Here is a 13714-nt window from a genome sequence, read left to right on the forward strand (position 1 = left end):
ATTTATAAGAACTAAATTGTCAATTGCTTCGTTGCCTGCAGGATGTAGGCAAGGGCCTTGAGCACGACGCGGAAGCTTTTCGCTTTGCACTGAACAGTTTATTTTTCATCTATGCTTATCCAGGAATTAATCAAAGGTTCCCCAGTTAGAACAATTCAATGTCGGCATTGAAGGGTTCGTCTTCTTTATCTTTGTTTCCTTTCTCGCTCCAGTCGCTTGAGTCGGGGTTTTGTCGATGCAGCATATTGTCCACCAGTTGAATTTGTTCTTCGGTCAATTGTTGTAAGCGTTTTAGATCATCGATTATGGTACTGCCGCTTTGCTTCGACGAGTAACTGAATTTCAGTGCGTTATTCACCGCGTCTCCCACCAATTGTGAAATCCGGTCACAGCGGCTCGCGTCGGTAGCGCTGGGTAGCAGTTGCGCCAATCGGGTTTGCATATCTCCCAGCGTGCCGGCGCTGCGTTGTTGGTCCTCTCTAATGGTGTTAGCCAATGCCGCTAGACCGGTTTGGATCTCCGTAAACGATTGTATGCTGGATACGTATTGCTTAACTAATTGATGTTCGGAGTTGAACATGCTGATTTTGGCATCCGCAGCAGCCAGCAAGGACGGAAAATAGTCTTTGTAACGACCATACAGTTCCATATTGTCCAAGGGCATATTGTTGATTAGCAGGGATATGTGTGGAAAGTTGATTTGAGTGCGACAACCAAAATCAATAAAACGGCGCTCATCGTGTAATTTGGAAATAAGCTCACATTCCAACGGGCTGGCGGTTCCACGGCTGCTGAAAAATTGTCGACCCTCATCGGTCTTCATCATTACGGAACTGTTGAGGGCAAACGTACTCAGGATAGAGAAGAGTTTGCGAGCCAATTCTTCATAGCCTCTGATATCCATAATATCCATGGAAAATTGCGCTACTTTTCCCATATCACTACTACCAGACATAGCTGCCATGGCGGCGCGGCGAGCACGTTCAGCTTCTTGCAGTAATTTGTCTTGTTTGCTGCGAAACTTGTTGATAACTGTAATTTTGGCCAACATATCTTCGGTATTGAAGGGTTTAACCATGTAGTCGTCTGCCCCCATTTCATAGGCTTGCATACGTATACGTAAAGATTCGTGGGATGACATAAATACAACAGGAATGTGGGCGGTTATATCGTTTTGCTTGAGTTGGTCGCAAACCTCATAACCGTTTAATCCGGGCATTTCCAGATCCAGCAAGATAATATCCGGGTTACATTCCTGAGCCTTGGCCAAGCCATCATGGCCGTTGGCGGCTATTTGTGAATGGTGAACATTTTGTAAAGCACACTTGATGTAGGTGTGCTGAAAAGGATCATCATCAATGACAAGAATATTTAGAGCGCGCATACGAATGAGTTATGTCCGTGTAAAAGTGTGTGTGCGTTAATGTTTTTTCGGTTACTTTGGGTTTTACTTTATGTTTAATGGTAAATTCTTTATATATTTTGTAACAGGTCGATGACGGTCCGGTTAATGTTGCAGAAATGTCTCCTTTTTAGGTTTGAACCGGTATTTTTATCGGGAAACGATGATGAATGTGACACAGGCAGTACGACGGCGAAAATCCGCCCGGGCTTTTCCGGATAGAGTTGTCGAAGCGGTTCCAGTGCGAGAGATTTCTGTTCGATTATTTGGTTAAGGGGGGCTAACCGATAACCTAGCTGCTCTTGCGTTCCTCCCTGTGGAAAAAACAATGGGTGTTCTTACCCAGTTTTTTGGCATGGTACATGGCTTGGTCGGCATGTTGCAGCAGACTTTCCCCAGTGGTGCCATCGTCGGGGTAGATGGCCACACCAATGCTGGCAGTAACCTCAAGCACTTGTGTGCCGGATTCTTTGCGAGCATGCAGGTTTTGGGAAAGTCTGGCAACAATGGAATTGATTTCTGACAGCGATGCGAGTTCATGTAGGATTACTGCAAATTCATCCCCGCCCAGGCGTGCAACCGTATCATCCGAACGAACTTGATTCTGGATTTTCTGTGCCATATCAATCAGTACTTCATCGCCCGCCGCATGGCCCAGGTCGTCGTTTACTTTCTTAAAACCGTCCAGATCGATGTACAAAACAGCAAACAACAGCTGTTTACGGTCAGCGCGTTGTAATGCGGTGCGCAGACGGTCATGAAATAGAAAGCGGTTGGCCAGGTTTGTTAATTGATCAAAGTGAGCCAGTTGTTCCAGTTTTTCCTGGTTTTCCTTTAAGGTAGAAATGTCCAGTATGATCATGGCATAGTGGGTAATCTCACCTTTACTATTGAGTACTGCGGATACAGATGTTTGACAAGGCTTGGCGCCACCGTCTTTGTGCCGACTCCATATTTCCCCCTGCCACTGGGTGTGAGCTGTTATTGTCGGCCATAAATGCTCAATAAAATCCTGATTGTGGTTTTTACTGCTAAACATCAGCGGTACATGGCTGATGAGTTCCTTGCGAGTATATCCGGTGAGTTTGCAGAAAGCCGTGTTACTGTCCAGGATACTGCCATACGCATCCAGAACGGTAATAGCTTCCTGGCTATTGTCGAATACGACCTTTGCCATACGGAGTTTTTCTTCGGTGTGGCGTCGCTCGGTAATATCGCGTACGGTACCCACCAGGCGTTGAGCGTGTCCATTGACATCGGCATACACTTGTCCTGATATTTTGACAATTCTTTCCCGGCCATTGGGCCGGACGATGGAATGTTCCAGGGTGAAGCCGCAACGGTTAGCGAGAGCGGATCCAATCTCGTTTTGAACACGGTTTTTGTCACTATCCGCTACCTGCTGATAAAAAGCTTGCATGCTGGGTTCTGTTGTATCGGGATGGGTTCCTAAAATGCGGTGAAGTTCTTCAGACCAACTGACGGTATTGTTGTTGAGGTCTTGAACCCAGCTGCCCAGGTGGGTAAGTTGCTGAGCTTTGTTTAACATATCAGCCTGGTTTTTCAGATCCTGTTCAGCCTGTTTTAATTGGCTGATATCCCGCAGACTGACAATGCCTGTAGTGATTCCGTTATGCTTGGAGAAACTGAGGCTGATGTGAACCGGAATTTCCGTGCCGTCACTCAGTAGAGCACTAAATTCCTTCAGATCGTTTTTGGAGCGGTTGGTAGCGGAATGAAACGCGTTTTGTCGCCATTGGCCGTGGTTTTGTCGAAAACGTTCCGGGATCAGACATTCGATTTCCATCCCGATGATTTCATCTTTGTGGTAAGCAAATAATTGGGTAGCTTGGTAGTTGGCTTGAAGAATTTTTCCTTCGGTGTTGACAATGAACAGGGGGTTGGGCACTGATTCCAATAAATCGGTGGTGTATTGGTTTTGGTTATCCAATAGTTTATGAGTGTAAAAGAGTTTTCGTAAACCAACCAGGATGATGAAGGCGATGGCGATCACAATCGGTACCAGGGCAAAAATACTTCCGCTCATGCTGCGCAACTCTTCGAACAACATTTGATTGTGTTGCGTATCCTCTGATTCGCTGTAATGCCGGTTCAGGGCGTGGATGGCCATCATGCCGGGGCCGCTGCCGAAGGTTTTTTGTTCAATGGCGGAATTGGTTGCTGTGATAGTCAGGCGTTTGGCATATAGCTGTAGGACGGTATGGAAAGCCTTAAGTTGCTCTTGAGTTTCGTGATGATCGTGCTCCAGGGTTTTTAATGTTTCCACATCCCGAAAAACAATGTTCAATTGTTTTTGAGCTGCAGCCACTACGCTAGTATCGCCTTGTTCCAATTGTTCGAAGAATTGCAAAAAACCCGGCTGAGAATTATTGCCATGGCTGAAGTGATCTTCCAGATGCTTCAGTGTGGTGTGCATTTGTTGGTAAACACGATGCCACTGCTCCACTTTTTTTAAGTGTGCATTCAAATGGTTACCAAACTGGACAACCGCGGCAGAAAGTCCGGTGGTCAAAATGATCACGGCTATGATGTTGAGTGTAAACGAATTTAGGACCTTCGGGTGTTTCATAGGCAAATCGGGCTTTTGTGTCTGAATATCTTTATAGCGGCAATCATTTAGCAATCATTGTAAAAGGTGATTTACATTTGTGGTGTCGTAAGGCGTTGATGTAGTGGGAAATACAGTTGTGAGAAAACGGCGGCTTGACAGCAGGTGGGAGCTGGATCATAATTAAAACGAACACTCGTTCTTTATTAAAGGTGAAAAAGAATGGCTCCCAAAGTTTCTGACCAGCATCAAGAGGCCCGTCGACAACAGATTCTCAAGGCGGCCTTGGTTTGTTTTGCGGCGAACGGCTTTCATAAGACCACCATGCGGGATATCTGCCGCGAAGCCGGTCTTAGTACCGGTGCGGTTTACAGCTATTTCGAAAACAAGGAAGTCTTGATTCGAGCCTTGAATGAATGGGGAAGACAATTGAATCAGGCGGCATTCAACGCCGGTACAACGGAAGCAGGCTCACAGGAGACACTGTCCCCGCAAGCGGTCATGTCTAAAGTATTGCGGGCGTTCATACTTCGAGCGGGCGATCCCACCATGCGCAATGCCATACGAGCCGATGCCATGTTTATGACGGAGATGCTCACGGATGACAAACTGGCGCATATGGGTTGTGAGGAATACGAACAACAACTGGTGGGAACTATAATTAACATCGTAACTCAGATGCAGGAGACTGGATGCATGGATGCTCAGTGCAACAGCCGTGCCGTAGCGGAAGTGTTGTTCAGTTTAGTGCAAGGGGTTTATTGGCAAATATTGATCAATCCCAATTTGGACCTGCATGCCTATGCAGATGCTGTAGAAGCAACTGTGTTCGGCCGGTTGTGGATATCAACACCGGGATGTGTTGAACCCAATGGCGGTCCGGAGAAGGACTAAACCACAAGTTAGTAAATGGAAAAACCGATGAAGAAAATGCTGAGTGATTTGGGAAGGGTTTTTGAACGTCTGCCGGACGGGTTAAGGAATAGGCGCTGGTGGATCTGGTCCGGGTTTCTGCTTAGTCTGGTGTTGTTGTTGCCCGGAGCAGGTAAATTCGAGCTGGATTTATCGGATGAGCAGTTTTTTCGGGAACAAGATCCGGTGCGTGCGGCTTATGACAGATTTCGGGCCCACTTTGGTGGAGATGAGTCCATCTATATTGTGTACCGTCCCAAAGACGGTGATTTGTTCTCCGATGCTTCTTTGAAAGCCTTACAGGGAATACAAGAAGAGTTGCTCAACTATCGGGCTCAATTAGCACCGGGGGAGTCTTCGCCGTTTGATCGTGTTACGGATGTGACCACTTTGCTAAATGTGAGTTATCTGGAAGCCAGTGACGACGCACTGATAGCCCGGCCGTTTATCGGGCAGGATTTGCCGGTAACACAAGCACAACGTGCGCTACTGAAGCGCCAAGCCCTGGAGCACCCTATTTATCCCATGGTCTACATATCGCCGGATGGTAGCTATGGCGGTATTTTGATACATACGGATTTTAAGGCAACCAAGGTCCGTCCGGCAACGGAAGTCAGTGATATTAGTCTGGACAATATCGACATGGACGCTTTTGATGTAACCAAAGCTCAAAGTTCTTCAGAAACACTTTATGCCAATTCCGAATTCGAATTTGTCACCATGGAAGAGTACGCCAGGGTGACCAAGGCCATTTATGCCGTTATCTATAAAAGCCAATACCTCGATGTCCTGGAATATTTTCCTATGGGGGCTCCGGTTGTAAATACGTATGTTCTGGATGAGATGGCACCGCAGGTCAATATGGTCATGGCTATTTCTCTGCTGTTGATCATTGTAATTCAGTGGTTTCTCTTTCGATCCTTGTCTGCCGTGGTGTGGCCTCAGCTGATTATCATTGTATCAGCCGCCATGGTTGTAGCGACTCTGGGGTGGTTGGGTATAACCATGAACCTGATGATTAACGTGGTGATTCTGCTGGTGATGGTGGTGGGTGTGGCCGATTCGGTGCATATCTTGTCCGGCTATATGTACTTTCGAAACCAGGGGCAAGTCCATGAGCAGGCTTTACGCTCCACTTTCCGAAAATCGGGGGTGGCGGTTTTACTGACTACATTAACAACGGGATTGGGTATGTTGTCCTTGACCATTGTCCCGTTGGTACCAATTCAAAATATGGGGATCGCGGCCGCCTTGGGAGTGTTTTTCGCCTTCGTTATGAGTATTGTGATTTTGCCCTTGATGTTGGATATTTGGAATCCCGTAGGCAAACGCGGTGTCGCCGGACACCACAGAGTGCAAAAATGGTTGCGCCGGATAGAGCACTGGGGTTACGAGCAACCGAAGTTAAATATTACCGTGTTTGCCGTCATTATGGTGGTTTTCCTGGTGGGCGTGAGTAAGGTTGAAGTGGATTCCAATTTTATGGAATTGTTTGATACGGACTCTCCCATACGCATTGCGCAAGAAACGGCAGAAGCCAAAATGGGCGGTACCATGGGAATGGAACTCATGGTGAGTTCTGAAACTGACGATACGTTTAGGGATCCACAAGTGCTCAATGCCATGGATGGTTTTCAACAGTGGCTGCGAACCACGTATCCGGATGTCATGGTGCGCATTTACTCTATTGTTGATGTTGTGAAAGACGCCAATCGTTCCCTCAACGGTGGCCGTGAAGAAGCCTATAGTGTGCCGCAGGATGAGCAGGTATTACGCCAGACCTTGTTTATGTTCTCCAATGCCAATCCTAAAGAACGCAGACGGGTGGTGTCAGATACTTACCGGGATGCCCACATTACTTTGCTGATGAAAAATCGTGGTACCAAGTCATACATTGCCATGGTGCGGCATATGCAGCAGGAGTTGGAACAACGATTTGCGCCACTCAAAGAGCGTTACCCGCAATTGAACGTTACGCCAACCGGTGGTTTGGTTTTGATGATTAAAATCCTGGACTTTGTCAGTTGGTCCCAGATCCGGGGTTTTAGCCTTGCTCTGCTGGCTATTAGTGTGGTTCTGTTGTTGACCTTCCGTTCCGTCAGGGTGGGGTTGTTGGCATTGTTTCCCAATTTATTGCCTTTATCCGTCGTGTTCGGATTAATGGGGTATTTGGGAATTCCTTTGGATGCGGACACCTTGATTGTGGCGCCGGTTATGATTGGTATTGTGGTGGATGATACTATTCATTTTCTCACACATTACCGGGCTTTGATGGAAGAGAAAGGGGATATTGATGCAGCGATAGTTGATTCGTTTAGGGAAGTTGGTCAAGCCATTACCTTTACTACAGTGATATTGCTGGGAGCATTTTTGGCCTTTGGCTTGTTGGATCATCAGGGAATAAAGAACTTTGGATTGTTGGCGGGGGTGGCTGTTGCAACCGCTTTGGCCGGGGATTTGTTGTTGCTGCCCGCTCTTTTGAAAGTAACACGCAGTACCTTTGGCTTTGGCCCGGCACAAACTGCTTCACGAAGAACTCAGTCAGAGACGGTTGCCTCGTCGCCGGGTATTACAGGAGAAACCAAATGAAACAAGCTTTTTTTTACGTATGTGCTGCACTGATAGGAATGGGCTTGAATTTTGGAATCGGTTCCGCTCACGCCGGTCAGGCTGAAGATATTATGCAACGGGTCGTGGATCGCGATGACGGTGCAAGTAATTATTCCAAGCAAATAGTGGCTACCTGTCGCTATACCATTAGCGCTGGACGGTTGGCTTGTGCGGATACCCCCAGAGTAAAAGTATTGGAAAGCGTGCAAAAGGATTTTGGTGACAATGGGAAAGACAGTCGCAGTATCAGTTTTATACAAAAGCCGGTGGCAGAGCAGGGTATTGGGTTTTTACAATACGATTATGATGATCCGCTAAAGGATACAGACCAATGGATGTATTTATCGGCACTGAATAAAGTCAAACGCATAGTGTCAGGTAAGCAAAATCAACCTAAGGAAGGTACCTTGTTTGGCTCGGAAATCGCGTATGAGGATGTCGAACGTCCGCATCTGGATGACTATTCCTATCGCTTGTTGAAGGAAGAGACTTTTCAGGGACGTCCTTGTTGGGTGATAGAGGCGGTCCCAAAGCCGGAGCGGGCTCGTAAAAGCAATTACTCAAAGTCAGTGCAATGGATCGATAAAGAACGGGACATGGCTTTGAAAATAGTTTCCTATGACCGACGTCAGCGTGAGGTTAAGCAGGTGACTTTTGCTGCAATTAAATTGATAAATAATATCTGGGTGGCACATAGGATTAATTTCAATAACGTGCAAACCCGACGAATCACGACCATGAAAACGGATGGGATAAAAATGAATATAGATGTGGAAGATGAACTGTTTGGGCAAAGGGCGCTTACGGATGCAGGCTATCGCGCCGGCCGGCTACAACAATTGCGCGGTCAATTGTAGACAGGGTATGAGACAATTACTCTATACCTTGGTGCTAGGGCTGTTGGTGCCTTCATTGTTCGCGGCAGAAGAGTTGGATATGAATTTTGACGTTACCGGCACAATGGAAACCGACGCGCTGGATGGTCTGGAAAATCAAAAACCTTGGCGGTTGCACATCAGTTATTTGCAAAACTGGCATTTACCGCAACGACAAACCGACTTGCAGCATCTGGATTTAAAACTGCAGGTGGAGACGCTGTTGGCTGAACAACTTTACGCAGTAGTGGATGCGACCCTGGTAGCAAGGATAGGCGATGATAGTCAAATCGATGCTAGTCAAGCGCTGGACTGGGATTCGAGGGTTCAGGCTTTGTATTTGCAGGGTAGATTGGATCAGTTCAGTATGAAAGCAGGTTATCAAACTGCGGTTTGGGGAAAAATGGATATGCTTGGCGTTACGGATCGCTTAAGCCCCTGGGATTTTTCCCAGTTTGCTTACACCGCACCACAGGATGCGCGTATCGCTCAAGGAATAATCACCGCATCGCATTTTATCAACTTCGGCACGGAAGCGGAGTTTGTTTATAATGTCGCTCCACAGGTGAACCGATACCCTGGTGGCGGTGCTCGGTATTTGCTGGAACAGCAACTGGGGTACCGTAACTTTTCTCTTGACGAAGCCAAACCGCAAACGTTTTCCGATTATGAGCTGGCTTTGCGCTTAAAGCTGAGTAGAGGGAGTTTTGACGGTACGTTTACCATTGCCCGTTTGTTGCAAAATGACCCGTATTTTGAATTCGTTGCGACCGATCAGTTTCGCGCCCTATATCCGGATTACTATTTGCTGGCGTATTCATACAATTTTGCCGGTGATGGGGTATTGTGGAAGTTGGCCTTGGCTTATTCTGCCAAACGCAGTTTGTTTCTGAATGACAAGCGTACGGAGATGGACTCCATTCAATGGGGTGGGGGGGTGGATTTGAATTTAGGAAACGATTTAATATTAAGTGCGGAAGCGACCTACGCATTCCTGGACCTACCCGGTACAGCCCCGGTTCAAAGAAACGATTCCCGGTTGGCGACACGAGTGTCCAAATCTTTCATGCATAAAGATTTGGAAACAGTTTACTATTTTCAGTACCACGTAGAAGATCACGCCCAAACCCACAGCGGTTCACTCAGCTATCACCTGAACGACGAGTGGTCTGTGGATTTGGTTTGTACCGTGTTTGAGGTTAATGACTCGCAGGCACCTACCCAATTTATGGACGATTGGGATAGTGTAAGCATAAAAACCACCTATTCCTGGTAATTCTTATCACGGTCAGGCGGCGCCTTTGATTCGCATGTCCATGTAGTGTTTCAGTTGCTCCGCCAGATCGCGGCCGTTAATGCTTTCGGCAATAGTGATTTTGTTGTTGTCGTGTTTTACGGCCCGTATATTAAAATGTTCAATTTTTTTCACCCCTTGTCCGGTACTGCCGCTGCGATACAGCTCCAGTTCTTTCAGTTCATCACTGCGAATGTGATGCTTGCCAATAGGGACAATAAATAAACGCCTCGATACAGCAATTTCTCCCGGGCGAATGCGAGTACGCAGATTGTTTAAGGGGACATAAATGAGAGCGATAGTGGCAATCAGTGCCACAATGGCAAAGGGTATGGAGAATACACCGGTAAAGATGCTAAAGGCACCGTCACCGAATTGCGTGTTTATGCTGTAAGTGGCAAAACCAAACCCGGCGGCAAATACAAACGCAAACAACGTCAGGATCTTGCCGCGGAACATGGGAAAATAAAACTCATGCTGGTCGCCGTTGTTGATATACCGCAGGACCGGTGCCAAGGCTGTATCATCCAGATCTCCTCGATTGATGGCGGCCTCAATTTGCTGAGCCTGGTCTTCGCGTTTTTGTTGCATTTGTGCGCTGAGGTCGTGGAACACGGTGGACGAGACTTTGCCGGTTTTAAATACGGGTATGTTGTACTGACGCTTTAAATCAACTCCGGGTAGGTTTGCGCGCAGGTTCAAACGCCAGAAATTATATGCCTCGCTCCGAGTGACATCGGCTTCGGGCAAATTATCGGGTACGTCAAATCGGAACGATAAGCGGATGCCATTACTTTGGGGGCTTACGCCCGCTGTACCGGCTTCCGCCCATTTAATGGTTTCACGGCGGCGACGGTTGTCACCGCTGCCTGATACATAACTATGGACGCATTCCAGCTCCACTTTGTATATGGCGTCGAGTTGGTGCAGGTTTTCGATATACAAATGGCCGCCCACGTGCCCACCTATAGAACCGGGGAAGGGATCCATAACCAACTTGATTACACCGAAACGCTTCCATTCACGGGTCAGGTTGACTGCTTTGACAGTGAGAAATATCCCCGCCAGGGGGAATAGCAGGCCGGCCAGTGCCCCATAGTTCGATTTGGCCAGTTCCTGTGGTAAAACGAAAATCAAAGGAAGTGTGAGGGCATTCCACAAGCCCGCGAACACCCACATTGCTATCATCTGGGTGTTCGCATTGGAACGGATTTCGTTGTTACGCCACTCTTTTTTGTGCTGCCAATACTGGTGGTCATTGGCGCTGGTGTGGGGGTTGTTATCCGAAACCAGGTCGCGTCGTTGTTGTACGAATTCCTTAAATTCCATTGATGAACCTGTCTCGGCGCTATGGTGTTGCCATTGTTGCTTCAGTTGTCGCAGGGACGGTTGAGGGTTTTTCCGGGTGGATCGAAGTCCGGCATAGGCGACAACGGATCCAATGAGTATAAACACAGAGCAAAAAATCGTCACGAAAACCAGCAACCCCCAACGCATGTCGCGGTCAATAACCGATTGCGAGGGGTTGGCAGGGTCAAACCACACAGTGATAGAGTTTTGAGCACTTTGAGACGATTCCAATCGATGTTGTAGTTGTTCCTGATAGCGGCCGATATTGTCTGAAAACTGTGCTACGTAGACACGCTTACCTCTGTAGGTGGTCTGGTCTACCTGGTATTCATATTCCGCTTCCACACCATTGTCCGGTCGCTCGACGTTAAGGACTATCCCTGATGCAGATTGCCATTGCTGCATAGCTACCCAGTCTTGCACCATGGGTACGGTGGTTTGCCCGAGAAAGTATAGCCCGCCACCGGCAAATGCCAGCCCGAACAGCAAGGTAAAGATAGCGTTAATGCTTCTCATATGATTGATAATCTATATTTTTTCGTTTGTGTATCTATCGACCCGTGGGACAGCAGCTTGATGTGCCCAAAGCGGGAGGTGGTCACAGTTTACTTATAGGAGTTTAAATAAGTAGCCGAAATTCGCAATAAATTGTACACTGTCACCATCTAATAAAAGACAATAAATGTTTGTTTTTGAGGGAATTTATAAAAATGATATCTGGGGGATTTGTGATGAGAGTTATGCGATTTGCTGTCTATTTGACCATATTGCTTACCGGGGCCGTGGTTTCTGCGGGTGTGGCTTTTGCAGATGGGCCGTTTCCAAAAACTGGGGACAAATCAATGGATTTCACATTTGATGGTTTGGAAATCGGAGGCTATAGGTTTGGCGTGGGCGGGACGTACTGGCTTGCGGATGATCTTGGCCTGAATAGCAGCCTGAGTATCGCAAATTCCGCTTCAGATAATTCAGGTGTGGGTGGTTCCTCTTCGCTGGAATCTACCGGTTACGGTTTGTCTCTCGGTCTGCGAAAACCGTTTAAGAAAACAGATAGTCTCGCTATCGTTTATGGCTCTAATATTGGTTACCGATATTCCAAGTCTGAATCGCAAAGTGTGGTTTCCAGCACCAGTCGGTCAAAATTCTATTTTGTAGACGTGCTCTTAGGGGTTGAATATTTTTTCAATCGACAGGTGTCCGTTTCTGCCGACTATGCGGTAATCTATAGTAAATCCAAATCGAAAAATGAAATCAGTACGGTTAGTTCACGCGGCATATCAGACAATGTCAGTGGACTTAACCTGCACGTGTATTTCTAAGCAATACTAAAGCAATACAATACATCGTTACTATGTTTTCTCTGTCACAAACCAGGAAAGGCGGGCGAAAGGGGCATGGTTGTACCTCCGCACACGCGCCAATGTTCGTTTCAGAGCCAATCTAATTTCTGACGTGGTGGGCACGGTTTTTTAACGAGCGGCTGTGCCCACGAAGGCGAATGGTCTTGGCCAATCGAAAAATTGTCCTATTTGCTTTCACTAAGAATCTCCCTGTACTATGGTAGGAAAAGTGGCAGAGATTTATTCAGGGAGTGTCTATGAAATATTCAGTTGTGCTGGGGCTTGTAGTCATTTTGCTTACGGCAACAGCCTGCAAACAGAGCATACGAGAGACTGTAACGCCGTCACCCCAAGGTGATGCTCTGGCCCTACCCCAGGAAAACCACTTCAACAGCTTGAAACAACTCACATTTGGTGGACAAAACGCAGAGGCCTATTTCTCTTATGATGGCTCTAAATTAATTTTTCAGTCTACTCGGGATGCCTTGCAGTGTGACGCCATATTTGAAATGAACACCAATGGCAAAGAGGTTAAGTTATTGTCCTCGGGTAAAGGGGTGACTACCTGCGCCTTTATCTCTCCCGGTGAAGATTCCATTATTTACGCATCCACTCATTTAGCCGGTGAAAAATGTCCGCCAAAACCGGACTATTCAAAAGGCTATGTTTGGTCATTGTACAAAAGTTTCGATATTTTTCGAGCCAAACGGGACGGATCGGAGCTGCAGCAATTAACCCACACTGAGGGTTATGATGCTGAGGCCGTGTATTCTCCGCAAGGAGATCGTATTGTGTTTACCTCCGTACGAACCGGCGATCTGGAATTGTTTTTAATGAAGCCTGATGGTAGCCAAGTGGAGCAGATCACTCACGAGGATGGTTATGATGGCGGAGCTTTTTTTTCTCGGGATGGGCAATGGTTGGTGTGGCGTGCATCGCGACCTAAGGGTAAACAGTTGGAAAGTTATCAGAGTTTGCTGGCCGAAGGATTGATTCGACCGCGCAATCTGGAAATATTTATCATGCATTTGAAGGAACGAAAGCCTATCCAGATTACGAATAATGGTGCAGCCAATTTTGGGCCTTATTGGCACCCGGACGGAAAGCATATTATTTTTTCATCCAATATGCATAATCCTCACGGACGAAATTTTGATTTGTTTTTAGTTAATATAGAAACCCGGCGCTTACAACAAGTTACCTATTATGAAGGTTTTGATGGTTTTCCCATGTTTTCTCACGATGGTAAAAAACTGGTATTTGCATCAAATCGCAATGGTAAAGTGCAGGGGGAAACTAATATTTTTATAGTGGACTGGTCCATGTAATCCAAGCCGGGTGGCGCAGGAAGGCGCTTTAACG

Annotated in this window: 9 protein-coding genes; 6 read left to right on the top strand and 3 right to left on the bottom strand. The window is 47.0% G+C overall.

Annotated elements, in window-relative coordinates; genetic code table 11:
* Positions 1 to 145: 145 nt before the first annotated feature.
* Together OEY58_15055 and OEY58_15060 are read right to left on the bottom strand one after the other, a co-directional pair.
* A complete protein-coding gene (locus OEY58_15055) occupies positions 146 to 1384 on the bottom strand; it encodes a response regulator (GenBank protein ID MDH5326774.1) in 1239 nt (412 codons plus the stop codon).
* Between the two features lie 310 nt (positions 1385 to 1694).
* Positions 1695 to 3992: a PAS domain S-box protein gene (locus OEY58_15060; GenBank protein MDH5326775.1), complete on the bottom strand. Its 2298-nt coding sequence runs from the start codon at positions 3990 to 3992 to the stop codon at positions 1695 to 1697.
* 201 nt (positions 3993 to 4193) lie between these two features.
* On the opposite strand from OEY58_15060, the gene OEY58_15065 reads away from it, so the two are divergent.
* Genes OEY58_15065 through OEY58_15080 form a run of 4 tightly spaced genes read left to right on the top strand, consistent with a single transcriptional unit; the run spans position 4194 to position 9644 of the window.
* Positions 4194 to 4865, top strand: coding sequence for a TetR/AcrR family transcriptional regulator (locus OEY58_15065; GenBank protein MDH5326776.1), 672 nt, complete (start codon positions 4194 to 4196; stop codon positions 4863 to 4865).
* Positions 4866 to 4892: 27 nt separating this feature from the next.
* Positions 4893 to 7472: an MMPL family transporter gene (locus OEY58_15070; protein ID MDH5326777.1), complete on the top strand. Its 2580-nt coding sequence runs from the start codon at positions 4893 to 4895 to the stop codon at positions 7470 to 7472.
* Complete coding sequence (locus OEY58_15075) at positions 7469 to 8350, top strand: outer membrane lipoprotein-sorting protein (GenBank protein ID MDH5326778.1); 882 nt, start codon at positions 7469 to 7471, stop codon at positions 8348 to 8350. Before OEY58_15070 ends, OEY58_15075 begins: the two co-directional genes overlap by 4 nt.
* A 7-nt stretch (positions 8351 to 8357) precedes the next feature.
* Complete coding sequence (locus OEY58_15080) at positions 8358 to 9644, top strand: hypothetical protein (protein MDH5326779.1); 1287 nt, start codon at positions 8358 to 8360, stop codon at positions 9642 to 9644.
* Positions 9645 to 9656: 12 nt separating this feature from the next.
* Here the strand turns inward: OEY58_15080 and OEY58_15085 are convergent, their stop codons facing one another.
* Positions 9657 to 11528: a DUF3592 domain-containing protein gene (locus OEY58_15085; protein ID MDH5326780.1), complete on the bottom strand. Its 1872-nt coding sequence runs from the start codon at positions 11526 to 11528 to the stop codon at positions 9657 to 9659.
* Positions 11529 to 11743: 215 nt separating this feature from the next.
* Here OEY58_15085 and OEY58_15090 point away from each other — a divergent pair, with 215 nt between their 5' ends.
* Both OEY58_15090 and OEY58_15095 read left to right on the top strand, forming a co-directional pair.
* Entirely contained in the window at positions 11744 to 12331 is a 588-nt protein-coding gene (locus OEY58_15090) for a porin family protein (protein MDH5326781.1), read from the top strand.
* A gap of 278 nt (positions 12332 to 12609) precedes the next feature.
* The gene (locus tag OEY58_15095) at positions 12610 to 13680 is read left to right on the top strand and encodes a hypothetical protein (protein MDH5326782.1); all 1071 of its coding nucleotides are present in this window, start codon (positions 12610 to 12612) and stop codon (positions 13678 to 13680) included.
* Positions 13681 to 13714 lie beyond the last annotated feature (34 nt).

The organism is Gammaproteobacteria bacterium (assembly GCA_029882975.1).
GTDB lineage: Bacteria > Pseudomonadota > Gammaproteobacteria > SZUA-152 > SZUA-152 > JAJDNG01.

Bases quoted from the DNA above. Each gene is read 5' to 3' on its own strand.
- OEY58_15090 (MDH5326781.1), top strand. From the start codon at position 11,744: ATGAGAGTTATGCGATTTGCTGTCTATTTGACCATATTGCTTACCGGG.
- OEY58_15075 (MDH5326778.1), top strand. From the start codon at position 7,469: ATGAAACAAGCTTTTTTTTACGTATGTGCTGCACTGATAGGAATGGGC.
- OEY58_15095 (MDH5326782.1), top strand. From the start codon at position 12,610: ATGAAATATTCAGTTGTGCTGGGGCTTGTAGTCATTTTGCTTACGGCA.
- OEY58_15065 (MDH5326776.1), top strand. From the start codon at position 4,194: ATGGCTCCCAAAGTTTCTGACCAGCATCAAGAGGCCCGTCGACAACAG.
- OEY58_15060 (MDH5326775.1), bottom strand. From the start codon at position 3,992: ATGAAACACCCGAAGGTCCTAAATTCGTTTACACTCAACATCATAGCC.
- OEY58_15070 (MDH5326777.1), top strand. From the start codon at position 4,893: ATGAAGAAAATGCTGAGTGATTTGGGAAGGGTTTTTGAACGTCTGCCG.
- OEY58_15055 (MDH5326774.1), bottom strand. From the start codon at position 1,384: ATGCGCGCTCTAAATATTCTTGTCATTGATGATGATCCTTTTCAGCAC.
- OEY58_15080 (MDH5326779.1), top strand. From the start codon at position 8,358: ATGAGACAATTACTCTATACCTTGGTGCTAGGGCTGTTGGTGCCTTCA.
- OEY58_15085 (MDH5326780.1), bottom strand. From the start codon at position 11,528: ATGAGAAGCATTAACGCTATCTTTACCTTGCTGTTCGGGCTGGCATTT.